Origin of the sequence: Leifsonia xyli subsp. xyli str. CTCB07, from assembly GCF_000007665.1 — a bacterium.
GTDB lineage: Bacteria > Actinomycetota > Actinomycetes > Actinomycetales > Microbacteriaceae > Leifsonia > Leifsonia xyli_C.
Map to the genome: position 1 here is coordinate 538090 of NC_006087.1, position 24131 is coordinate 562220.

General features: G+C 66.2%; 19 protein-coding genes and 2 pseudogenes. 17 read left to right on the forward strand and 4 right to left on the reverse strand.

Annotation, left to right across the window (positions count from 1 at the left end; translation table 11 throughout):
• From mtrB to LXX_RS15230, 15 genes and pseudogenes are all read left to right on the forward strand, one after another.
• A complete protein-coding gene (gene mtrB / locus LXX_RS02610; RefSeq protein ID WP_011185510.1) occupies window positions 1–1659 on the forward strand; it encodes an MtrAB system histidine kinase MtrB in 1659 nt (552 codons plus the stop codon).
• Window positions 1656–3368 (forward strand): lipoprotein LpqB, encoded by a 1713-nt coding sequence (gene lpqB / locus LXX_RS02615; protein WP_050737812.1) that lies wholly within the window; start codon window positions 1656–1658, stop codon window positions 3366–3368. Before mtrB ends, lpqB begins: the two co-directional genes overlap by 4 nt.
• A gap of 189 nt (window positions 3369–3557) precedes the next feature.
• A complete protein-coding gene (locus LXX_RS02620) occupies window positions 3558–4307 on the forward strand; it encodes a ComF family protein (RefSeq protein WP_011185512.1) in 750 nt (249 codons plus the stop codon).
• Between the two features lie 238 nt (window positions 4308–4545).
• Window positions 4546–5244, forward strand: coding sequence for a ribosome hibernation-promoting factor, HPF/YfiA family (gene hpf / locus LXX_RS02625; RefSeq protein ID WP_011185513.1), 699 nt, complete (start codon window positions 4546–4548; stop codon window positions 5242–5244).
• A 211-nt stretch (window positions 5245–5455) separates the two neighbouring features.
• Window positions 5456–8263, forward strand: coding sequence for a preprotein translocase subunit SecA (gene secA / locus LXX_RS02630; protein ID WP_011185514.1), 2808 nt, complete (start codon window positions 5456–5458; stop codon window positions 8261–8263).
• Between the two features lie 123 nt (window positions 8264–8386).
• Window positions 8387–8827 (forward strand): DUF2871 domain-containing protein, encoded by a 441-nt coding sequence (locus tag LXX_RS02635; RefSeq protein WP_011185515.1) that lies wholly within the window; start codon window positions 8387–8389, stop codon window positions 8825–8827.
• A 130-nt stretch (window positions 8828–8957) separates the two neighbouring features.
• Window positions 8958–9413, forward strand: a complete 456-nt coding sequence (locus LXX_RS16515; protein ID WP_223227607.1) for a transposase — start codon at window positions 8958–8960, stop codon at window positions 9411–9413.
• Window positions 9353–10372: an IS30 family transposase gene (locus LXX_RS02640; RefSeq protein ID WP_223227743.1), complete on the forward strand. Its 1020-nt coding sequence runs from the start codon at window positions 9353–9355 to the stop codon at window positions 10370–10372. The genes LXX_RS16515 and LXX_RS02640 overlap by 61 nt, the downstream gene beginning before the upstream one ends.
• A gap of 20 nt (window positions 10373–10392) precedes the next feature.
• Window positions 10393–10988: pseudogene (locus LXX_RS02645) on the forward strand (YdeI family protein).
• Window positions 10989–11052: 64 nt separating this feature from the next.
• Window positions 11053–11289: a hypothetical protein gene (locus LXX_RS02650; RefSeq protein ID WP_141692840.1), complete on the forward strand. Its 237-nt coding sequence runs from the start codon at window positions 11053–11055 to the stop codon at window positions 11287–11289.
• A gap of 294 nt (window positions 11290–11583) precedes the next feature.
• Window positions 11584–14085, forward strand: coding sequence for a penicillin-binding protein (locus tag LXX_RS02655; protein ID WP_011185517.1), 2502 nt, complete (start codon window positions 11584–11586; stop codon window positions 14083–14085).
• Window positions 14086–14462: 377 nt separating this feature from the next.
• Window positions 14463–14639: a hypothetical protein gene (locus tag LXX_RS14095; RefSeq protein WP_155806765.1), complete on the forward strand. Its 177-nt coding sequence runs from the start codon at window positions 14463–14465 to the stop codon at window positions 14637–14639.
• 39 nt (window positions 14640–14678) lie between these two features.
• Entirely contained in the window at window positions 14679–16799 is a 2121-nt protein-coding gene (locus LXX_RS02660) for a DUF5695 domain-containing protein (RefSeq protein WP_050737813.1), read from the forward strand.
• Window positions 16766–17437, forward strand: coding sequence for a hypothetical protein (locus LXX_RS12505; RefSeq protein WP_050737814.1), 672 nt, complete (start codon window positions 16766–16768; stop codon window positions 17435–17437). The genes LXX_RS02660 and LXX_RS12505 overlap by 34 nt, the downstream gene beginning before the upstream one ends.
• Window positions 17438–17895: 458 nt before the next feature.
• The gene (locus LXX_RS15230) at window positions 17896–18435 is read left to right on the forward strand and encodes a CGNR zinc finger domain-containing protein (protein ID WP_041767139.1); all 540 of its coding nucleotides are present in this window, start codon (window positions 17896–17898) and stop codon (window positions 18433–18435) included.
• Between the two features lie 248 nt (window positions 18436–18683).
• Here LXX_RS15230 and LXX_RS02670 read toward each other — a convergent pair whose 3' ends face one another.
• The gene (locus tag LXX_RS02670; RefSeq protein WP_011185520.1) at window positions 18684–19001 is read right to left on the reverse strand and encodes a DUF1905 domain-containing protein; all 318 of its coding nucleotides are present in this window, start codon (window positions 18999–19001) and stop codon (window positions 18684–18686) included.
• Between the two features lie 195 nt (window positions 19002–19196).
• On the opposite strand from LXX_RS02670, the gene LXX_RS02675 reads away from it, so the two are divergent.
• Window positions 19197–19595 carry a DUF7144 family membrane protein gene (locus tag LXX_RS02675; protein ID WP_041767141.1) on the forward strand — a complete coding sequence of 133 codons (399 nt, stop codon included), beginning with the start codon at window positions 19197–19199 and terminating at the stop codon, window positions 19593–19595.
• Window positions 19596–19704: 109 nt separating this feature from the next.
• Window positions 19705–20289, forward strand: a complete 585-nt coding sequence (locus LXX_RS02680) for a hypothetical protein (protein ID WP_223227698.1) — start codon at window positions 19705–19707, stop codon at window positions 20287–20289.
• A gap of 869 nt (window positions 20290–21158) precedes the next feature.
• Here LXX_RS02680 and istB read toward each other — a convergent pair.
• The 3 genes and pseudogenes from istB to LXX_RS02695 all read right to left on the reverse strand — a co-directional run bounded on the left by istB (window position 21159) and on the right by LXX_RS02695 (window position 24031).
• Complete coding sequence (gene istB / locus LXX_RS02685) at window positions 21159–21968, reverse strand: IS21-like element ISLxx1 family helper ATPase IstB (RefSeq protein WP_011185523.1); 810 nt, start codon at window positions 21966–21968, stop codon at window positions 21159–21161.
• A pseudogene (istA, locus tag LXX_RS16520) lies at window positions 21965–23223 on the reverse strand (IS21 family transposase). Before istA ends, istB begins: the two are co-directional and overlap by 4 nt.
• A 184-nt stretch (window positions 23224–23407) precedes the next feature.
• Window positions 23408–24031, reverse strand: coding sequence for an endonuclease/exonuclease/phosphatase family protein (locus LXX_RS02695; RefSeq protein WP_223227744.1), 624 nt, complete (start codon window positions 24029–24031; stop codon window positions 23408–23410).
• Window positions 24032–24131: the final 100 nt, after the last annotated feature.

Below are 24131 nucleotides of genomic sequence, written 5' to 3' on the forward strand. Positions count from 1 at the left end.
ATGCGCTTCCGGTGGCCGGACAGGGAATGGTGGCGGCAGGCGCCGCTGCGCTTGGCGAGCCTGTGGCGGCGGTCGCTGCAGGTCCGGACGGTGGCGATCACGCTGCTGCTCACCGGGGTCGCCATTCTCATCACGGGGGTCTACATGGTGCTCAGCATCAGCAACGACCTGTACCAGTCCCGGCTCTCGGAGGCCCTTCGCGACTCCAGCCGGGCGACGACGGCAGCCCAGGCCACCCTCAACGCTTCGGATGTGTCGGCGGGCGACAGCGGCAAGAACCTGCTCACCACCGCGCTCCAGTCGGTGCAGGGCTCGACCTCCAGCCGGCTCGTCGCCGCCTACCGGGTGCCGGGGCAGGACACCAGCATCCTCGCGCCGCCCGACCGCGGCAGTCCGGCGCTGAACCCGGTCATATCCGCCCCGCTCCGGACCCTGGTGCAGAACGGAGGGACGAAGCAGTTCTACCAGTCCGTCGCGCTGCCGGCCGGGACCGGTTCGACCGACCCCGGCATCGTCGTGGGGACCCAGCTGACGCTGCCCTCCTACGGCCACTACGAGCTCTACATCGGCTACAATCTGCGCGACTCCGAGACGACCTTGATTTTCGTCCAGAACACGCTGCTGTTCGCGGGCCTCGCGCTGATCGCGCTGATCGGCGGGATCGCCTGGGTGGTCGTCCGTTTCGTGGTGGAGCCCATCCGGGTCGCAGCCCACACCAGCGAGCGGCTGGCGGCGGGGGATCTCGCCGTCCGCATCCCGGAGCGAGGTGAGGACGTCCTCGCCTCCCTCGCCCGCTCTTTCAATGGGATGGCCGACAGCCTCCAGAACCAGATCAACCAGCTCGCGACCCTGTCACAGCTGCAACAGCGCTTCGTCTCGGATGTGTCGCATGAGCTGCGCACACCGCTGACGACGATCCGCCTCGCCGGGGACGTCCTCTACGACCAGCGCGACACGTTCCCGCCGGCCACCGAGCGGACCGCCGAGCTGCTGCACACCCAGGTCGAGCGTTTCGACCGCCTCCTCTCCGATCTCCTCGAGATCAGTCGCTACGACGCCGGTTCCGTCGCGCTCGACCTCGGGCCGACCAATCTGGTCCGGCTGGCCGGGGAGGTCATGGACGAGCTGCGCACCCTGTCCGGGCAGAATGGCTCCGTGCTCCGCCTGGATGCGCCCGGTGGGCACTTCGATGTCGGGATGGACCCGCGCCGTATCCGCCGCGTCGTCCGCAATCTCCTCGGCAATGCGATCGAGCACGGCGAGGGCAAACCCGTCGTCGTCACGGTCGACAGCAACGAGACGGCCGTCGCGCTGACCGTCCGCGACGACGGGATCGGGATGAACCAGCAGGACGTCAACCATGTCTTCGACCGCTTCTGGCGGGCTGACCCGTCGCGCAAACGCACGATCGGCGGCACCGGCCTCGGGCTCGCCATTTCCCTTGAGGATGTGACGCTGCACTCCGGATGGCTTCAGGTGTGGTCGGCCCCGGGGGAGGGCTCCTGCTTCCGGCTGACTCTGCCGCGGGTCCCTGGCGGGGAGATCGCCGCTTCGCCGCTCCCGCTGCCACCGATCGACGCGGATGCCGCCGCTGGGGCTTCGCGCCGTGCCGCCACGGAGGAACCGCGTCCCCTCCCCGAGAGCGGAGCACGCGCATGACCCGCCGGAGCGGCCCCGCGGTCGCGCGCTATCGGGTGGTCGCCGCTGCTCTCGTGGCTTCCCTCGTCGTCCTGCTCGCCGCCTGCGCCAGCATCCCGGATTCCGGTCCCGTGCGTCAGGGCGGCCCGATCGCGCAGGTCAGCGATCAGCTCGACCTCGACTTCAATCCGTCCCCGCCCGAGAAGGGCGCTTCGCCGCAGCGCATCGTCCAGGGCTTCATCGACGCCGCATCCAGCCCCAAGAACAACTTCCAGATCGCCCGGGAGTACCTCACGCGGCCGATGGGCGCCGCCTGGAACCCGGATGAGTCCGTCACTGTGGACGACGGACGCAACCGCACCTACGACCACGACGGCAACCAGTGGAGTGTGGATGTCAGCCCGGTCGCGAATGTCGACAGCACCGGGGTCTACCATCCGGTGCTGAGCAAAGCGCCGGTCGGGCTGAGCTACGAACTGGTGAGACAAGACGGGGAGTGGCGGATCTCGGTCGCGCCGAACGGCGTCGTCGTCGACGACCCGACGTTCCGCTCCGTCTACTCGCAGCAGACGCTCTACTTCTACAGCCCCGGCTTCGGGTACCTCGTTCCGGACGCACGCTGGTTCCCGGCCCGGGTCGCCGCCGCAGCCACGCGGGTGGCGAGCGCGGTGCTCGCCGGCCCGGCCAAGTGGCTGAACGGGGCCGTCGTCTCCGCATTCCCGCAGGGCGCCCAGCTCGCTGTGCCCTCCGTCACGACGAACGGGGGAGTCGCGCGCGTCGATCTCAGCTCCGAGGCGGCGCAGGCCGATCAGGCGCAGCTCCAGCGGATGCAGGTGCAGCTGGAGCAGAGCCTCGCTAGCCTGGCGCGCTCGGTGGAGCTGTCGATCGAGGGCAATGTCCAGCAGATCCCGCCGCTCAACGATGCCGCCGCAGCCCTGCAAGACCCGCCCGTCGACTCGCACCCGATCGTCTCCCGCGGCGATTCCTTCGGCCTGCTGAACGGCTCGACGGTGACCGCGTTGAGCGGGCTGAGCGACAGGGTCGCCGCGTTGCAGCCCACGGCCGTGACCGTCAATGCCGCACGCGATCAGGCTGCCGTCCTCTCCGCAGCGGGCGCTTTCCTCGTGCGCCGGAGCGGCGAATCGCTCAGAGTGGAGGCCCGTCCCGGCATCATCGCGCCCGCCTTCGACAACGACGGCTGGGTGTGGACCGTCCCGGCCGACTCGCCGGCTGCGCTCCAGGCGACCGGGGCCACCGGCGAGCCCCACCTCGTGAAGGCTGACTGGCCCGGCGCCACCGGGATTGTCTCACTCGCTGTGTCGAGGGACGGGACGCGCGTCGTCGCGGTCCTCCGCACGGCCTCCGGGTACTCGCTCGCTGTCGCCGGTGTGCTCCGCGGCTCCGGAGGGGTCCCCACCGAATTGACCGCGCCGATCGAGCTCGCCGTCGGGGAGGGCGAGCCGGTTTCGGTCGCCTGGACCTCCGGTCTCGCTGTCGCCGTCCTGAGCGTCACCAACGGCGATGCCACGGGCATCTCGGAGCAGACCATCGGCGGCACGATGACGACCACCACCGGCCCGGCTCTCGGGGGCGTCATCGTGGGTGCGGGCGGGCTGTCCCACTACCTGGTTCTCGCGACAGACGGGACCCTGCAGGCGCCGACCGGGACCGGATGGCAGACGCAGGCGGACAAGGTCGGCGCGGTCGCGGTGCAGCTCGGGCAGCCCTGACCTTGTGCGTGGCGCTGGCTTTTTGCGTCGCCCTGACCCCGTTGGATGCCGTGATCTCTTCGGCCAGCCCCGGCCCTCGGCCTTCTGCACAGGGATTCGGACTTCTGCACAGGGAAACCGGTGCGATGAGCTCTCCACAGATTTCCCCGGAGCAGACGGCGGGGCGGGCGTCCGCGGGAGGCTCGTGGCATGACGAAGACATCACTCAAGCGCCCTGTCCTCCTTTCGCTCGCCCGCTCCGCCCTCCTCGATGCGGCGGGGGTCCTCCTCCCCGTGCGCGGCGCGGGGTGCGGCGCCGGTGACCGGTCCGTGTGCTCCGTCTGCGAACGCGCGCTCTCGCCGGAGGTCGCGGCCAACGCCTTCTCCGGCCTTCCGATTTGGTCGGCTTTGCGCTACGACGGAGCCGCCCGCCGCATCCTGCTCGCTTTCAAAGACGGCGACCGGACGGATGCGGCGACGTTCCTCGCGCGGTCTTTCCGGCCCGCGGTGGCCGAGGCGCAGTGCGCGATGGCTCCCGCGCCCACCGCGGCAGCCGGTGCGGCTGCGTTGCTCCCCGTGCTCATCCCCTCCACTCGATCCGCCTGGCGACGACGGGGGTACCACCCGACCGGGATGCTGCTGGCGCGCTCTCGGATGCTCGTCCCACCGCTGTGGCGCGCGCTCCGCCTCGCGCGTCAGACGGCCGACCAGGCCGGGATGCCGGGCAACCGGAGGGCGGAGAATCGCGCCGGCAGCATGCGCGCCTCCCCGCGGCTCGCGGGACGGCGCTGCCTCATCGTTGATGACATCCTCACGACCGGCGCCACGGTGACCGAGGCGGCGCGCGCCATCGCGGAGGCCGGAGGCGAGGTGGTGGGTGCGGTGACGCTTGCGCACACTCCGCTACGGGGCGGGGAGGAGAGAGGCTCTGAGAGGGGCCTCAGGAAGGGGCGTTCCTGAAGGGAGGTTTGTGAAAAGCCCTGATGAAGAAGGCTCTCATGACGAGACGGCGGTGGAGCGGCCTCCCCTCTCCTCGCACACGCGAAAGCATCCAGCGAGCATTCAGAGAATCCATTGAACATAATATATGTTTTCTTGTTCAGAATCCCGGGGCGGGGCACTACGGTAGTCCAAAAGGCGTGAGCGAATCCGCCCTTCGTGATCCGGGCGGACATCACACCGGATCAGGGAGGTCTCTATGGACATCAACATCGTCGGACGCAACCTGGGAATCACTGATCGCTTCCGTGAATACGCGGCCGAGAAGTCGGAGAAAGTCGCTCACCTGGCAGAGCGGGCCATCTCCTTCGAGATCAAGGTCAGCCGTCACAATGAGAAGCTCGGCACCCAGAACGGCGACGACCGCGTCGAGCTCACGCTCGTCGGCCCGCGAGCCACTGTGCGCTCGGAGGCCACGGGGACGGACAAGTACGCCGCGTTCGATATCGCGCTCGGAAAGCTGCTCGAGCGGGTCCGGCGAGCGAAAGACAGGAGGAAGGTCCATCGCGGCCAGCATCGCCCGACCTCGTTGCGCGAGGCGAGCACCCAAGGGTTCAGCGCCGTCGGGCTGTCCGCGGCATCGGTGGCGGTGCTCGAGCAGGTGCGCACGGGGAGCGTCCCGGCGATCGCGGCCGACGCGGAGCCCGTGGGCGCAGAGGAGGAGTACTGCCCGGTCGTGATCAGGCGGAAGGTCTTCGCGAGTGTGCCGATGACCGTCGATGACGCGCTTTACTACATGGAACTCGTCGGGCACGACTTCTACCTGTTCGTCGACCAGGAGACGAAGCGGCCGAGCGTCGTCTACCGGCGCAAGGGCTGGGACTACGGCGTCATCTCCCTGGACGACGACGCCGAAGAACTGCAGGAGGTCGCGACGGCGAGCCGCAAGCTCGGGTGAGTCCGGAACGCGCCGATGGTGTGTACCCAGGCGGTGCCCGCCATCGGCGCCTCTTCGCCCGGCGCGCTCGGAGCCGCCTCCCAGCATCCGCTGGTCGTCCTGTGCGGCTGAGCAAGTACGATGTCTCTAGCGTTGCCGGAGTCCACCGTCGGCGTGCGTCCGCCGTGGCGCGGGCATCACCGGCCCGATCGAGTAAAAGTGGAGTGCATCAGTGGCCTCAGTTCTTGAAAAGGTTCTCCGTGTCGGCGAGGGCCGCGTCCTCCGGCGCCTGGAGGCGTACGCGAAAGCGGTCAGCGCCCTGGAAGACGATTTCAGCGCCTTGGCCGACGACGAGCTCATGCATGAGACCGTCGAGCTCCGCGAGCGCTACAGCAAGGGCGAGTCGCTGGACGATCTTCTCCCGGAGGCGTTCGCCGCCGTCCGCGAGGCCTCGAAGCGCACCCTCGGGATGCGGCACTTCGATGTGCAGATCATGGGCGGTGCCGCCCTCCACCTGGGCAACATCGCCGAGATGAAAACCGGTGAGGGCAAGACGCTCGTCGCCACAACGGCCGCGTACCTGAACGCGATCACCAGCCGCGGCGTCCACGTCATCACGGTGAATGACTACCTCGCGAGTTACCAATCCGAGCTGATGGGCCGGGTGTTCCGCGCGCTCGGGATGACGACTGGCGTCATCCTCGCCGGGCAGACTCCCGAGGAGCGCCGCGAGCAGTACGCCGCCGACATCACCTACGGCACGAACAACGAGTTCGGCTTCGATTACCTGCGCGACAACATGGCGTGGCAGGCGAGCGACATGGTGCAGCGCGGCCACTATTTCGCGATCGTGGACGAGGTGGACTCCATCCTCATCGACGAGGCTCGCACGCCGCTCATCATCTCCGGTCCGTCCTCGGGCGAGGCCAACCGCTGGTTCAACGAGTTCGCCAACCTCGCGAAGCGCCTCGAGCCGCAGGTCGACTACGAGGTGGACGAGAAGAAGCGCACGGTCGGCGTGCTGGAGTCCGGCATCGAGAAGGTCGAGGACTACCTGGGTATCGACAACCTCTACGAGTCGGCGAACACCCCGCTCATCTCCTTCCTCAACAACGCCATCAAGGCGAACGCCCTGTTCAAACGCGACAAGGACTACGTCGTGATGAACGGCGAGGTGCTCATCGTGGACGAGCACACCGGCCGCATCCTGGTCGGTCGTCGCTACAACGAGGGCATCCACCAGGCGATCGAGGCGAAGGAGGGAGTGGAGGTCAGGGCCGAGAACCAGACGCTCGCGACTGTCACCCTTCAGAACTACTTCCGTCTCTACAAGAAGCTCTCCGGGATGACCGGCACCGCCGAGACTGAGGCCGCCGAGTTCATGAGCACCTACAAGCTCGGTGTGGTCCCGATCCCGACGAACAAGCCGATGCAGCGCATCGACCAGGACGACCTCATCTACAAGAACGAGAAGGCGAAGTTCGACCAGGTGGTCGAAGACATCGCCAAGCGCCACGAGAAGGGCCAGCCTGTCCTCGTCGGCACCACGAGCGTCGAAAAAAGCGAGTACCTCTCGCGCCTGCTCGCCAAGAAGGGCGTCCGCCATGAGGTCCTGAACGCCAAGAACCACGCCCGAGAGGCCGCAATCGTCGCGCAGGCGGGCCGTCTCGGCTCGGTGACCGTCGCCACGAACATGGCCGGTCGTGGCACCGACATCATGCTCGGCGGGAACGCCGAGTTTATCGCTGTCGCCGAGATGAACGCGCGCGGTCTCTCGCCCGTGCAGACGCCCGAGGAGTACGAAGCCGCCTGGGACCAGGTGTTCGGCGTGGTCAAAGCCACGGTCGCCGGGGAAGCCGAGGAAGTCATCAAGGCCGGTGGCCTGTACGTGCTCGGCACCGAGCGCCACGAGTCGCGCCGCATCGACAACCAGCTGCGCGGTCGATCGGGGCGTCAGGGCGACCCCGGCGAGAGCCGGTTCTACCTGTCGCTGACCGACGACCTGATGCGCCTGTTCAACGCGGGCGCGGCCGAGAGCCTCATGGGCCGTACCAGCGTCCCGGACGACATGGCGATTGAATCCAAGGTTGTCAGCCGTGCCATCCGCAGCGCGCAGTCGCAGGTGGAGGCGCGGAACGCCGAGATCCGCAAGAACGTCCTCAAGTACGACGATGTTCTGAATCGCCAGCGCGAGGCGATCTACGGCGACCGCCGTCACATCCTTGAGGGCGACGACCTGCACGAGCGCGTGCAGACGTTCCTCACCGAGGTGGTGGACGACATCCTCGATCAGCACACCGGCGAGGGCAGCGGAGACGATTGGGACTTCGATGCGCTGTGGGCCGAGCTGAAGACGCTGTACCCGGTTGGCGTCAGCATCGACGAAGTCATCGCGGAGGCCGGGAACAAAGGCCGCATCAACCGCGACTTCATGCGGCGTGAGATCCTCTCCGATGCCCGGATCGCCTACAAGAGCCGCGAGGAGTCGCTCGGCGAGACCGCCATGCGCGAGCTCGAACGCCGTGTCGTGCTCTCGGTGATCGACCGTCGCTGGCGTGACCATCTCTACGAGATGGACTACCTGAAGGACGGCATCGGCTTGCGTGCGATGGCCCAGCGCGATCCCCTGGTCGAGTACCAGCGCGAGGGCTATGCGATGTTCCAGCAGATGATGGGCGCGATTCGGGAGGAGACCATCGGCTTCCTGTTCAACCTGGAGGTCGAGGTCAACCAGGCTCCCAACGGAGTCGAGTCGTCGGCCGTCGCCGCCAAGGGCCTCGCCCGTGGCGACAGCGAGGCACGTCTCAGCTATTCGGCCCCGGGCGAGCGGGGCGAGGTCGAGGTCCGCAACCAGCGCGGTCAGATTGAGCAGGCGGCGACCGCGCGGGCCCAGCAGCACAGCTCAGCCGCCGTGGCTGCGCCGGAGCAGGGGGCGACCCAGCGTGGCGCCTTCGGTCAGCGCGTCTCCGCCGCAGACGATGCCGCCCCCGCCAATCGCGCCGAGCGCCGGGCGCAGAAGAAGCCCACGAAGAGGCACTGACCGAGAAACCGGCCCCGCGAAACCGGACGGCGGGGCGGTCCTGACCGGGCCGCCCCGCCGTTTCGTCCGTGTTCCATCTTTCGGATGATGCCGCCGGGCCCATCCCCGCGAAGACTGGACCGCATGAGATCTTCTTTTATCGCGGCCACGGTCTTCCTCGTCCTCGGCGTGGGCTCCGGAATGTTCTTCCGAGAATTCACGAAAGCCAACCACTTCCAGGGAGCGACTCAGCTCAGCCTCGTCCACGCGCACCTGCTTGTGCTGGGGTTCGTGGTGTTCTTGCTGGTGCTGATCTTGGATCGCCTCTTCGGGCTGGCGTACGGCTCCCTGTTCGCCTGGTTCTTCTGGATCTACAACGCGGGCCTGCTGCTCACCGCCGGTGCGATGATGGCGCACGGGGTTCTGACGGTTCTCGGTGAGAAGATCAGCGCCGGAGTCGCGGGAATAGCCGGAATAGGTCACATCCTGCTGACGGTGGCGCTGGTGCTGTTCCTGGTGGTGCTCGGCCGGGGGGTGTTCGCTGCTGCTGCCCACGACCGCAGCGCTCCTGACCCACAGCTCTGACGTTATGGTGAGGGCCGCCGAGAGGGCTGGTGGAAACGGAGGGGAATCCGGCAGGAGGGGACCCTGTTCTCCTCTTCTTGGGTTCTAGCGGTTGTTGCAACATCTGGAGTTTCTAGGAGTTGCAAGGACCGTGTCCCGTTTAAGGCGCAGTGCGGGGAAGAGGAAGTACACCCAGGCGGAGCGTGAAGCCTTCTTCGTCATTTTCAAGGAGTCCAGGAGTACGACGATCGCGGCGAGGGAGCTAGGGTTCAACCCCGCGACGTGCGCGCAATGGGTTCGCAAGGCGGGCCTGGCTAGTCACGGCTACACCGGCGGCGGCATGAGCGCGCACCCATGCAAGGACGAGTACCTGGAGCTGCGGAGCAGCGGGCTCTCGCGCCGCGAAGCGGTGGGACGAGTCGGAATCAGCCCGAACACGGGATACCTCTGGGACAGTCGAACGGGCGACGCATTTATCCAGATGGTCGCGTGGTCGATTACAAAGACAGGGTGCCTGTCGTTGTTGATCCTGTTCAGCGGGCGTCGATGCGTTCGCTCGAAGCCGCACTCCACCCACGATTCCTCTCCCTGCAGGAGCGTGAGCTGATCCGGGACCTGACCAGGGCCGGCCTTTCGTTGTGTCGGGTCGCGGCCAAGCTTGGTCGCTCGGTGTCGACGATCAGTCGAGAGATTCGCCGGAATCAGCTTCCTGGAGAGGGCGGCTACCATCCATACGTGGCGCATCGGAAAGCGGCCAGCCGCCGACCGCGACCGAAAGCCACGAGGCTGGTCCGCAATCCGCAGCTGCGCAGTTACGTTCAACGGAAGCTGACGCTACGTTGGTCGCCGGAGCAGATCAGCCGGTCGCTGATCCGCGAGTTCCCCGGCGATGCGGAGATGCGCGTGGCGCACGAGACGATCTATCAAGCCTTCTACGTGCAGGGCCGTGGACAACTCCGCCGCGAGCTCACGATGGTGCTGCGGACCGGCCGGGCCAAGCGGAAACCGCATCGTTCTGGCGCCGCTCGCAGACATCGTTTCGCGGATCCGATGGTAATGATCTCCGACCGTCCCGCCGAAATCGAGGACCGCGCCGTTCCCGGACATTGGGAAGGCGACCTCATCATCGGCGGACACCGCAACAGCGCCATCGGCACCCTCGTGGAACGCTCCACCCGGTTCGTGATGCTGATCCATCTCCCCATCGATCGCACCGCAGAATCCGTCCGGGACGGACTGATCAGCGCCGTCAAGACACTCCCACGCGAACTCCGTCGCTCGATCACCTGGGACCAGGGCTCGGAAATGGCAGCTCACAAGTCGTTCACGATAGCCACCGACATCCCGGTCTACTTCTGCGACCCCGCGAGTCCCTGGCAACGCGGCAGCAACGAGAACACCAACGGACTCCTTCGCCAATACTTCCCCAAGGGAAAGGGAACAGACCTCGCCCGATTCACCGCAACCGACCTGACGAACGTCGCCCACGAGCTCAACACCCGCCCACGCAAAACGCTCGGCTGGGAAACCCCAGCCGAACGCCTCGCTAAACTACTCGCCAGCTAATCGTCGTGTTGCAACAACCACTGGAATCCGCCCAGGACCTAACCCCACGGATCGCGGTGGACGCGCTCGCCTGGCGGTCTTGGCTGGACGCGAACGAAGACTCGTCCGACGGTGTGTGGCTGCTGCTCGCGAAGAAGGGGACGACCGAACCCACCTCGCTCACTTATGCGCAGGCGCTGGACGAGGCGCTGTGCAGCGGCTGGATCGATGGGCAGAAGCGCTCGCATGACGCGGCGGCTTTCCTGCAGCGGTTCACTCCGCGGCGGAAGGCGTCTCTGTGGTCGGAGCGGAACATCCGGCTGGTGGAGGCCCTGATCGAAGCCTGTCGGATGCGCGAGCGCGGACACGCGGAGATCGCGCGGGCGAAGGCCGACGGCCGCTGGGAACGGGCGTACGCGGGCGCAAAGACGGCCGAAGTGCCGGAGGACCTGGCGAGTGCGCGGGCCGGGAGCGCCGCCGCCGCGGAGCGGTTCGCGACGCTGAACAGGACCAACCGCTATGCCGTGCGGACCTCCACCGGGTCATCACGGCCCCCAGCCCGGCGAGCCGCGCGAACCGGCTGGCGAAGGGGATGCTGGAGCGGGGAGAGACACCCTATCCCCAGCCCGAGCGATGACGCCGGGTTCGGCATCGTGGTGCCGTCGTCTGGGAATGCGGCGTCTTCTCGGGAAGGGAGGAGCATGAGAAACGTACTGTGGGGCGTGGTCGCTCTGCTCGGCTGGCTGGCTCTGGTGGCGGCTGCGCTCTGCGTCACGACACCGGGCGACGAGAAGCCGGTCGCGATGGTGGATGCGGTGATCGCTGTGATCGCCGGGGTGTCCGCGCTGGTCGGTGCGCTCCTGTTCGTGCGCAGCCGCGTCGCGGTCGATCCCCGCCGGGTGGCGGTTCCTCCGTCGCCGGAGGCCGCCGAGCGTTGAACGCGGTCGGACGAGCGCGAGCCGGGAGCCGCTGCGGCTGGAACCGGTGAAGCCGATCGCCGTTCCACTCGCTCACCGTGCGCGCCGGAGAGGATTTCCCGCTAGGAAGCAGAAGCGGCACTCCGGCCGCAGCTATGCGGAGCGCTTATGCTCCTGCCGCGGAGGGCGCGGTGGCTCTCGCCGCATCGCCGCACCGACCCGGCGCCCGTCCCGCCACGCTCTTCCTGAGAACCTCCGCATTTTCCCGCTCCGCGCGTCGACCTCGCACCCAGCCCGGCCTGGAACGGTAGTCGTGTGCCGACCTCTGAGCGTTTCCCCGACTACTCGCATCTGCGAGCGATCAACGAGCGCATTGAGCCGCTCAAGCGGTTCGAGCTGCGGACGCCGCGGACGCAGCGCCGTGCGGTCCTGCAGTTCCTTGGCCTCGCCGTGGTCGCCGCAGTGCTTACCTCTCTCCTGCTTCTTCCCTGTTTTCTGGTGGCGAGCGTAGCGGCTGCGGTGGGCATAGCGAACTTCAACCAGCTTCCCGGTGACCTGAAGATTCAGGAGTTCGCGCAGAATTCGACCCTGTACGCGAAGCAGGGCGGGCAGGATGTGCCGATCGCGCAATTTTACGCGCAGAATCGGCGGGATGTCGGCTGGGCGGACATCGCACAGTCAGTGAAGGACGCCGCGGTCGCCGTCGAAGACCCGCGTTTCTACTCCGAAGGCGCCGTGGATCTGTTCGGCACGGTCCGCGGCGCCCTCTCGACGCTGGTGGGCGGGGATTTGCAGGGCGGTTCCTCCATCACGCAGCAGTACGTGAAGAACGTCGAGGTCGAGAAGTGCGAGGCGCTGACCGATCAGAAGAAAGTGCAGGCGTGCTACGACGACGCGGCGGGGGTGACAGTGCAGCGGAAGCTCCAGGAGATGCGCTACGCGGTCGGGCTGGGGAAGAAGTACAGCAAGAAGGACATCCTGCTGGGCTATCTGAACGTGGTCGGCTTCGGCGGGCAGGTCTATGGCATCCAGGCGGCGGCGGCCTACTACTTCGGTGTCGCGGCCAAGGACCTCACACTGTCGCAGGCCGCGACCCTGGTGGCGATGGTGAACAACCCGGCTAATCTTCGGATCGACGAGCCGGGCAACAAGGACAACGGGGCGGCCAATGGGTACGAGCTGACGAAGGAACGGCGCGACTACGTGCTCGACCGGATGTATGTGTACCAGAAGATCACTGCGGCGGATCGGGATGCGGCCCAGAAAACGCCGATCCAGCCGGCGATCACGCCGTCCAGCTCGGGGTGCGCTGCCGCGGCCCACTACAACGCGGCGTTCTTCTGCGACTACGTGCGCGATGTCATCCTCAACGACTCCGCCTACGGCAAGACGAGCGACGATCGCTGGGGCACGCTGAACCGTGGTGGTCTGAAGATCTACACGACGCTGAACCTCGACTTGCAGGCGGTGGCGCAGCAGTCGCTCAGCAAGTACATTCCCGCCTCGCGGCCGGGCATCGACCTCGGAGCGTCCACTGTCTCGGTGGAGCTCGGCACCGGGCGGATCGTGACGATGGTCCAGAACCGTGCGTTCAACAACACGGATCAGCCGGCGGACGGCACGACGGCGGTGAACTACAACACCGACGAAGCGTACGGAGGGTCGCAGGGATTCCAGACGGGATCGACTTTCAAGGCGTTCGACCTCGCGGCGTGGCTAGAAGCCGGGCATTCGCTTTACGAGAGCGTGGACGCGTCGAAGCACCTGTTTCCGATGTCCGACTTCTCGAACAGCTGTGGCAGCATCTCCGGTCCGCCCTGGCCGGTGCAGAACGACGAGGGATCGGCGAACCGTCTCTCCGTGATCTCGGCGACGGCGGAGTCGGTCAACTCGGCCTTCGCGATGATGGCGACGAAGCTCGACCTCTGCTCCATCCTGAAGGCCGCGAAATCCCTGGGCGTCCACACGGCGGCGACCGGCGGGACGCTGAACTCCTACCCGTCGATGATCCTCGGCACCAACACCGTCTCCCCGCTGACGATGGCCACCGCTTACGCGGGCATCGCAAACGGCGGCAGTTTCTGCACCCCCGTCGCCATCGACAAGGTGCTGAACACGGATGGAACCGAGCACAAAGTCAGCCCGACCACGTGTACGCAGGGTCTCAGCAAAGACATCGCCGCCGGCGTCGACTACGCGCTTCAGGGCGTGATGAAGAACGGGACGGCGACGAGCGCCAATCCCTGGGACGACACGCCGGTCCTCGGCAAGACCGGCACCACCGACGACTCTTTGCAGAACTGGCTCGTCACCTCCACCACCAAGGTCGCGCAGGCCACCTGGGTCGGCAACGTCTCCGGTACGACGCCGCTGCGGAGCCTCAGCTTCCACGGCATCGGCGGCGGCAATGTCAAGTTCTCGATCGTGAAACCCATCCAGAAGGCGCTCGACAAGGTCTACGGCGGCAGCGACTTCCCGAAGCCGGCTGACACCGCGCTCTACGGGAACAGAATCAGCGTCCCGGACGTCTCCGGCAAGACCTTCGCGGAGGCCCGGGATCTCCTCCAGGGTCTGGGGCTGAACGTGGCGCCCGACCCGATCCCGACCATGAGCTACCAGCCGGCCGGGATGGTCGCCGGTACGAACCCGGCGGCCGGGACCTTGGTGGACGGCGGGGCGTCGGTCACGATCCAGGTGAGTTCGGGACAGTCGCTGACTGTCCCGCCCGGTCCGCCCACTGGCACCCCGACACCTCAGCCGACGGACCGGGGCGGCCACGGTGGCGATGGCGGCGGCAATGGGAACGGCGGCGGGTGACCGGCGCGGTGGGCTGGTTACCCGGCCACCGTCCCGAGTCACGTCCCGCCTAACCGGCTCGGGCGCTGCTGGGCGCGAACGCCCGATTGTCGTTCCGCGAGCGTGGGGATCGCGCTGCGATCCGCTGAATTGCCGGAGCCACGGTTCGTGAGTCTGGGCTGTTTACCAAAAGAAAAACAAGAGTTATAGTCACATCGAAAGTAGATTCCCGCCTTTTTCGATGAATGCCTAGGCGCGGAAAACGGCAGGGGAGTGGCGGCGCATCCGGTTTCCCGGGTTCGCTTTCCCTCTGCTTCTCCGGTGGCTCGGCGGCACTCCACTCATCCGCTCGGCAGCGAGTGCCGGAGCGGTCTCTTCTTGACGATGAGGACGAAAGCATGCAACGCGCCTCCATCAGAACCGTCCGAGGGGCATCCGCGGTGCTCCTCACGCTCTCGCTAATCGGGACCGTGGCGATTGAGGCTCCCGCTGCGGCGGGAGCGAAAACGTACCCGTACACTCTGAACTCCGGTCAGCTCGCCATCGGTTTCGCGAGCGACGGGAGCATTCAGTAGCTGAAGATCCCGGGCGATCTCTACGACAAGCAGTACGTCATGAATCCCGACGTCGCCCCAGACCAGGGGAATGAGCCCGACGCCAAGTACAAGCAGTGGCTCGGGAACGTCCTCTTCTCCTACGCCACCGGTCCCGGCGACACGACTGTCAGAGGCGTCGGCTCCACCCCCTGGCGGACCGCCTGGACAACGCAGTCCTCGGACGGGCGCACGGTGAGTGCGACAGCGGATTCGGTGACGATCACGTATCAGAACTCCGCCAAAGATCAGGGCATCTCCGGATTCGCCTTCACCGAGAACTACTCCTTCGACACCGATGGCTCGCTCGTGTGGAAGCAGACCGTCACCAACACATCGGGCCGGCGGCTCGTCATCGGCGATTGGGGGATACCCGTCCCCAACAACGAACTGTGGAAGGGCGGCGACGAGATCTACGAGACGCGGACGATCGCTCACTCGTACATCGGGAAGAACAGTTCCTCTATCGCCATCGGGCGCCCGAGCGGTCAGGGTCCGTCGATCCTGCTGTCCTCCGACTCCGCGACCGGATCGGGATTCGAGTACCAGGATCGCTGGCGCACGCAGGAGGTCGGGGACACATCGTGGGCATGGAACTCCAGCGACGAGGGCTCCAACCTCAAGGGCCTCAACGTGTACTACCCGAAATCGATGGCGATCCAAAAGACCAACCGCGGATATCTGGAGTCGACCGCGTTGAACCTGGGCTCCGGGAGAAGCAAGACCTTGACCTATCGCATCGCCAAGACCACGTCGGACGCCGACCGTCAGGATGCGCTGTACGCCCAGGGTTCGCTCGATGTCGCCGTGCAGCCGGGGATGGTGGTCCCATACGACCAGCAGGTGGAGATCGGGATCCGGGTCAAAGGGTCGATCTCCTCGGTGACGGCCAAGAACCTCAACGATCTCCACGGCCTCTCGCCGACCACTCCGTCGGTAAGTCTCAACCGCACCAACGGTGCGTACTCGATCTATCGGCTCGGCTTCGAACGCACCCAACTTAGCAACAACCAGGTGACCGTCGCCTACAAAGACTCGGCGGGAAGGCCGCGGTCCTCGGTGCTGCAGTTCTTCGTCATCGACAAGCCCGCTTCGCTCCTCAACGACCACGCCAACTTCATGGTGACGAGACAGCAGTGGACTGCGGCCGATGGCCTCTCGCCGTCCGACATCCGCTATGGCACCTACGACGACTGGATGATGAACGCCTCCGATGGCTCGGTGCCAACGTCGAGCAGCCCTCCGCAGGGGCGCCGCAACGAGTACAACGGCTATTGGGGACTGGGAGACGATTGGGGCCTCACCCACGGTGAGTTCCTGGCCGCGAAGAACAGCGTTCTGCCGGTCGCCGGCGAGGTGTCATCGCTCGACATGTATCTGGAGAAGGCCGTGTGGGAGAACCTGATGGGAAACACCCCTGACAGCCCGGAACCGAGCTACCTCGTCTACGACTTCTGGGAGCAGGGCAAACCTGGTTCGGCGAATGACACGCCGAGCTACCGGGGGGTATGCCTATCCACACGTCTAAAATACCTTCTTCGGCATGTACCAGATCGAGAAGAAGTACCCCAGTCTGGTGGCCTACACCCACCCGGCGACCTGGTTCCTGAACGTCGCTTTCAACGTGTTCGAGAAGCTCTACAGCGATTCGATCTCGTACAACTGGAGCACGGGGCTGAGGGCGAGCAGACCACACCCGCTCTCATCGCCGCATTGCGGGCAGAGGGGATGACGAGCCAGGCGGACGAGGTGGTGTCGAAGATGGCGACGAAGTACAGCAACTTCGCCTCCAGCAAGTATCCCTACGGATCGGAGTACTCGTTCGACAACACCGGTGAGGAGGCCGTCTACACACTGGCCGCGTTGAACCTGAGTTCGGATCGCACGAACGCTCTGCGCATCATGCGGGACATCGTCGCGAAAACGCGGGCCACTCGCGGGCAGACGCCGGTCTTGTACTGGTACGCGGACCCGACCACGAACCTCGGGGAGAGCTGGTGGGAGTCGCAGTACAGCGCTGCCCTCGCGGGGTACACGATGGATGACTCAACCGAACGTCCGCTCTGCAAACGGGACCCGATGCGGTGTCATCGAGCCAGCGGTCGGTCATGGAGCGCCTCAACTACGGCGCCAAGCTCATGAACCTGGCCAATGTCAACTCCGGGCAGATCAGCGACGTCGCCGCCAATATCGGCGCGTCGGCGTGGACCTACCAGGCGGAGAAAGGCACTCTCGGGACGCTCGGCCTCGGTGGAGGCACAAACGTCCAGCTCCTCAACGGTCGGCGCGGAATGACCGGCGAGTCCGATCTGGGGCTCTGGGGCGCTGTGCAGACTCTGAGCACAGACCTCGTCACCGACGACCCGATCTTCGGCACAGTCGTTTACGGCGGCAGCGAAAGCTCCGATCGGTACTCGTACACTGTGCTGCCATCGGACGGCCTCCAGCAGTGGCTGAACCTCGTGACGCAGCAACTGTCGGTGCAGTTGGGGAATGACCGCTACACCCAGGCGATCGTTGGCAAGGACAGCGCCGATCTGAGGCTGGACATGACGAATGTGTCGGGGACGGCGCATACGGGCGTCCTCCAGGTGTCGGGGATGGCCCAAGGAAGCTACGACGTGGTGGTCGACGGAACGAGCCAGGGCACGGTGGACAACGACACCCCAGCCGGAGCCGTCGCCTCGCCTCTGCAAGTGTCGTATAATGTCCCTGCGGGAAGCTCGTTCATTCTCCACCTGGTCTCCCTCACGTCCCACGCCAAAGCGCGCCGACGGTGACCGCGGGACCGGGGCAGCAGTCCGGGCTGAGAAGGGTCTCGACCTGATCGTGCTCGCCGGTTGGGCGAGCGAAGCGGCCTCGGCTCGCCACCGAATCTGAATCAGGTTCCGGCACACACAGACATCACGTGCCGGTCTCTCCGCGGGAGGCGACGGCTCCTGCGGTGCGAACGGCCAGAGCCCGGCAACGCGCTCAGCGCTGCCACTCTCGTCCCCGGCCTCCCCGCGCTGAAGGTCGCGCATGGCCGGAGCCGGGCTTCGCCGCTTCGTCGTGTTCGAGAACGGTGAGCTCGGGCTGGGGGCGGAAGAGGCAGACTGCGCTGCACGGTGAGCGCCTCGGCGGCGCGGCTCTGCCGGACGCAACCGCTGAGGTCTCCACACCGCACCGGCCTCTCGCCGACACGCGGAGACATCGCTGGTTCGCCTGCGCGCGTTTTCCTCCATAACATGTGAGCATCATGCATGAAAGCACCGTCCAGCGAGTCGACGATGTCGAGCTGGCCCTCGACCTCGCGAATGGACTCAGCCAGTGGCGTCGCGGTCGGCTGGCGTCCTCCGTCCTCGTCCACGACACGGACGTCGGCGTCCTTGTCCAGCGTCTGCCCGACAGCATGCGGTTGCGCCGGTTGCGCCGCGAACTGCGCGCCGTGTTCGCTGCGAAGACCCTTGCGGAGGCATGCGGCATCCTGAACGGGATGCTGGCCGGCGCCGGTGCGAACCCCGTGCTCGTGATCGGTCCGACCGGACGCTGGCAGCTCCGGCTGCGAAGCACTCGTCCCGATCCTCTCTCCCGCACGGCCGTGAACACGGCGACCGCTCTGGCCGAACTGGTCGGCGACGAGAGTGGCTGGGATGGTTTGCGCCGCTGCTCCGCCGAACGCTGCGACGACTACTTCCTCGATCGCTCGCGCAATGCCTCGCGTCGCTACTGCTCCCGGACGTGCGCCAACAGGATGAACGCGCGCTCGTTCCGCCGCCGGCGGCAGGGCGACGAGTGACGCGATCGTCCCCTGCCGCGGGACCGTCCGCGACGGCGCTTCCGGGCGTAGCGCTGCTCTCTCCATTCGCCGGGGCTTTCGGGGCTGAACTCCGCCGCCGTTGACTCCGCCGCCTATGGCTCGCGTCGCGCTGACTGCTTTGATGCGTCGCGCTGACTGTGCTGCGCTGACTGCGTCGCGTTGACTGCTTTGGCCTTCGCTCGCCGTGCAGTCGGCTGATCAGCCTCCTGTCCCGGCGAAGCCCGGGCTCACAGCCCGCTCGCCGAGGAAACCGTTTCCACCCCCAACCGCACCGTATCTCCGATCTCGACTCCCTCCCGTCGCCGCACCGTTCCCTTGATCGCTACCACGTACGCGCCCTCCGCGCTCTCCGGGAACACCGATGTCGACCACCGCGACCCGCCGAGCGTGACCTCGACTCTCACCGATCCGAATCCCGCCTGTGGATGCGGCTGCGACCGGATCTCCTCTGACACTTCCTCCGGGAGCCTCGCGAACACCCACAGATCGCGTCGGGCCGCCCATCGGAACAGCTCCGCTTCGAATTCATAGCGCACACCGGCCATGAACCCACTCTGCCACCGGCCACCGACATCCGGACGCTGTCTGGACGGCGCGAGCGTGCGTGATCCCAGGGTGGGTCCGGCCTCGTCGCACCGCTGCCGGCATCCCGAAGGAACCGCCGCGGATAGCCCTCCACTTAGCGCCTTTGGACCGGTATTCTCGCCTCAACGACCACCCAGCGTCTAAGGAGGCCCGCGTTGCCCAAACGTCCCGGTTCCGTCACTTTCGTCGCCGTGCTCGCCTACATCAACGGCGTGCTGAGCATCGTCGGCGGCGCGATCGTCTTGTTCGTGCGCGACTCGATGGCCCGGGCAGACGACACTGGTGCGCTTGCCGGCATCACGACCTCGGCGATCCTGTCGATCGTCATCGGGATCGTCGTCCTCCTCGTCGCCCGCGGTCTCCTGAACGGCAACACGTTCTCCCGCGCCGTGGTGACCATCGTCATGATCATCAGCGTTCTGAACGGCATCCTGCAACTGCTCACGCACCAGCTCGCCGGCGGTGTCGTGGAGATTCTGTGGGCGTTCCTCGTGCTGTCCCTACTGTTCACCGCTCGTGCCAATGCGTTCTTCCACGCCCGGCCATCAAACTGAGCCATGAGACAGAATGGGGGCGGGGCGCTGTCATCGGCGCCCCGCGATCGAAGGGATGTGGGCAGGAATGCGCTGGCCGAAGTGGCTCTGGCGAGGTCCAGACCGAACGGTGAGGACGCGTCCGTTCGATGAGGCCGCTCTGCCGAAGCCGTCCGCTCCGACACGGGAGCAGTCCGTCGAGGAAGGTATGCTCCTCGCGGAATACGCCACCCGCATGGTCATGAAGAACCACATCATGGTCGACACCATCCAAGATGGCCATGACTACGTTCCCTCGCGGCACACCGCGGAGGCTGCCGCCATGCTGCGCGTGCTCGCCGCCGAGCAAGGCGAGGCCGCAGGACGGCTCGACGAGGACCTGTCCATAGCCGAGGGGCTCAGCGGCGATGCGCAGCATCCTCACGACTACCGCGATGTCGATGTCGCGAACCTGCGTCTGCGCCGGGACTCCGCCACGGATCTCGCCACCGCCCTCCGCGCCAAGTCGGACTCGGAGGAAGAGCTGCTCGCTCTCGTGGAGCGCGGTCGCCGCGACGCCTGGGATGAGATCGGGCAGGCGATCGAGGCCAGCCTAGACGCTTTCAGCGGCGTCGAGGCGTTGAAAGCCGACTACGAGCGCGAGAGGCCGGCACGCCTCAAGCTTCTGATCTGGCGCGACCTCGCACAGCTGCGGGAAGAGCGAACGGGGTACTGACCGCGTCAGCGGCGTCTGCGGTGAGAGACTCGCCGCTGGCAGGAGCGTTCGGGGCTCTGCCGGCACTCGGCGGTCTCCGTTCGAGTGTCTGTGAACGCAATGCGTGCCGGTGGGGGAAGCCCGGCGCCCGCACACCGTTCTCGCGATGCCGCCCACCGTGCGTGCCTCTCGATCGCTTGTCGCCGGGGCCTCGGCCGGTCTTGAATATGACCCATTAATGGGCTACATTTACCATCTCCATACGGCAAACGGGGGACTCATCATGCTGAACATCTCATTAGTGGACGACTCTTGCGCGCAGATCGAGTCGTCCCTCATCACGGTCGAAGACGAGGCGCTCACCTGCTGGGACAACGCCAGCGAACGCACCATCGCGCGCTACTCTCTCCGCGAGGTGCTCAGCGTCCAGTTCACCTCGCCGGGAGAGGGCCGAGGACGCTGCCAGAGAGGACGCGCTGACCAAGCGCATCCCAACGCCTACCGCCGCTGGACAGAAGAGGACGAGAACCGGATCGTTGACTTCTATCACCGTGGTGTGAGCTTCCCGGAGATAGCGGCAGCCGTCGGGCGCCGGGTCGGAGGCGTCCGATCGCGGCTGGTGCTTCTCGGGGTGATCGAACCGGAGCCGGGAGACAGATCAGCTTCCCCGGCATCGCGTTCGTGCGAGAGCGTGCGCGACTCCTGCGGCAGCCGGGACGCCCGGAGCGCGGGGCGGATATCGTTGCGGACACACCGGCTCCGGAGAGATCGCAGATCGTTCTGCCGGAGCCTGCCGGTGGTGCCCCGGCCGCGTCCGTCTCTGTTGATGCCGAGTTGGAATGGACCCTTTTGCGCCGATTTGGGGTGGACCCCTTCTTCGTTGGTTGAGCTTAGTTCTTGTCGGTCTGTTTGATGAGGTCGCGGCGTCCGTGGGTGCGGTAGGAGTCTCCGTTGAGGGTGAGGACTTCGGAGTGGTGGACGAGGCGGTCGATCATCGCTGAAGCGACGACGTCGTCTCCGAAGATCTCGCCCCAGCGGCTGAACGGCAGGTTGCTGGTGACCATGATCGAGCCCTGTTCGTAACGGGACGCGACGAGTTGGAAGAACAGGTTCGCGGAGTCGGTGTCGAAGGGGATGTAGCCGATCTCGTCGATGATGATGAGCTTGTAACGGCGGATCTTCTTCAGTTCGGCTTCGAGCTGTCCCTGGTGGTGAGCGGCCGCGAGGCGGGCGATCCAGTTGTTCGCGGTGTCGAACAAGACACTGTGCCCGGAGTGAGTGGCCTTGACGCCAAGACCGATCGCGAGGTGGGTCTTCCCGATCCCGGGAGGGCCGAGGAGGATCACGTTCTCCGCTTTCACGACGAACGTCGATGTCGCCAGGTGTGCGAGAAGATCCTTGCGCAGCGACGGGAGGTGGTCGAGGTTGAAGTCCTCCAAGGTTTTGATCGCGGGGAAGTGCGCGGTCCGGATTCGCATCGTGGTGCCCGCTGATTCCCGGTCCGCGAGCTGGCGTTCCAGGACCGCGGCGAGGTATTCCTCATGCGCCCAGTTCTCGTCTCTGGCTCGGCCGGCGAGGTCTTCCCAAACCCTCCCGATCGTTGGCGTCTTCAACGCCCGGGCGAGATAGGCAAGCTTCGAGGAGACCTGCTTGCTGGTCTTCGGGATCGGAACGTCGCTCGTGCTGTTCTTGATGGTCATCGTGCTTCTTTCTCGTATTCGGTCGTGGTCGTGGTCGTGAAGTCGATGCCGAACAGGGCGTCGTAGTCCGACAGCGCCCGAATCTGGACGCGGTGCCCATCTGGATGTTCTCTGACCCCGGAAGGTTTCGGGCGTTGGTAGTGAGCGCGGAGCTTCGCGGCCTGTGTGACATGCTCGGGAGCCGTGATCGTTTGCCCTGTCCGCAACGACCGGAGATGCCTGCCGGCGGGTTGCCCGTTGCTGGTGATCTCGACCTCGTCCAGCGACGCCCGAATATCGACGAACCGGCCAATGAACCGGGGACGGAGTAGTCGTTCCCATCGAGGAGGACGTAATAGTCGCGGGCGAGGCGGACCCGGTGGGTGAGCCCAACGGCGGATGGCTTCGCCGGCAGCGCCAGCATCCCCGCCGTGTCAACGTTCGCGAGCTCTGTCGGGCGGGCCGCGATCGAGCGGACCTTCCGCTGATTCGCGCGGGTATCCAACCATCCGGTCAGCTGCTCGTTGAAGTCATCGACGCTCTGAAAGATCCGTCCCGGCAGGAACGAGGTCTCCAAGTCATCTGTTCGCGCGCTCGACAACACCTTTGGTCTCCGGATCTCGTGCGGGCGCGAGCTTGATCCTCGTCGCGAGCGTTCCCGCGAACGTCGCCGCGAGGATGGTGGGCTTCCCGAGACCACCGATCGCGGCTTCCCTGTCCCAGAGCAACGAGCGCGGAACCCCACCGAATCGCTGCAACAGCGACCACATGCCCGAGGTCAGGTCGTCGCCCTGCTTGGACGGGAGCATGACCGCCTCGATCCGACGGGAGAACCCGGACACATCACGAGCACAGGCAAGATCCGGTCCTGCCCGTCGCCGACCGCCACCCGCGTCTCGGGGAACCAGAGATCGCACTGGATCACCTCGCCCGCCGCATAAGAGAGCCGATCCGCCGGGTCCAGACCCAGATAGTCCAGCCGCAGTTCCGCGACACGGTCACGGAACAACGACGACGAGAACGACCATCCCACCCGCTCCGCGATCACCGACGCCGGCATCCGCGGATACTCCACCAGCAGCGCTCTGATCTGCGGCACGAATGGATCAAATTTCGAGCCCCGTGGACCCCGCGACCGGTCCGGAGGATCCTCGCCCCGCAACGCCCGCCGAACCGTGTTCCGCCCGACACCAAGATCACGCGCGATCTGCTTGATCGGGATCTTCTCCGCCCGATGCAACCGCCGGATCTCTGCCCACGTATCCACTGAAATCACCCTCCTAGCCTGGAGCCAGGGGGTCCATTCCAAGTCGGCGCTACGGGGTCCATTCTACTTTGGCGTTAACAAACTCATCGAACCCGCGGTCGCCCGATTCGGAGCCGATGTCGTGAGCGTCGGTGAGCGCGCCCGCATCCGGTGAGGACCCGGCAGCCCGTACGGCGTCGCGCCGTCGTTGCCGCTAAGCCGCTCGTTGCGCGTCGAGCCGGATGGCCCGATGGTCGGACGCCCCCGCGGGGAGGACATTGACCCGCTCGACATCGAAACCGGTGGAGGTGACGAAATCGAAGTGGCCGCTGAAGAACTTGTAGAGCAGATAGGTCGGCTCGTCGCTGCGCTTGAGGGTGTAACCGGACGTGGTGAGGTGGCGTTCCAGCCCGCGAATGAACCACGGATAGTTGAAATCCCCGACCATGATCGCCGGGGTGTCCGGGGCGAGCGAGCGCATCCCGTCGTGCGCGGCGGCGATCTGCTTGCGCCGCAGAGAGTTGGAGGCCGTCAGCGGGGCGGCGTGGAACGAACCGACCAAAACCCGTTCCCCGGAGTCGCGGTCCCGGAGGAGGGCGGCGAGGAGCCGCTCGTTCGCGGGGGCGAGCACACGGTCGTGCAGGGACTTGTTGACGGCGAAGACCTGGGTGTCGAGGATCTCATACCGCTCATCGCGCACATACAGAGCGAGTCCGAGACGGTTGGCCCGAGTGGCGTCCGCGAGCCGGAGGTGATGCAAACGCGCAGGCAGTGCCTCGCTGTCGCATTCCTGGAGGCACAGCGCGTCCACCTCGTGGGCGGAGGCGATGTCCTCCAGCTCGTTGCCCGCGGTATGCTTGCGGAGGTTTTAGCTGACGATCCTCAAGAGGGACTCACCTCGTTCCAGTGCGAGCCCGGCGGGCGGACGCATCGCTATT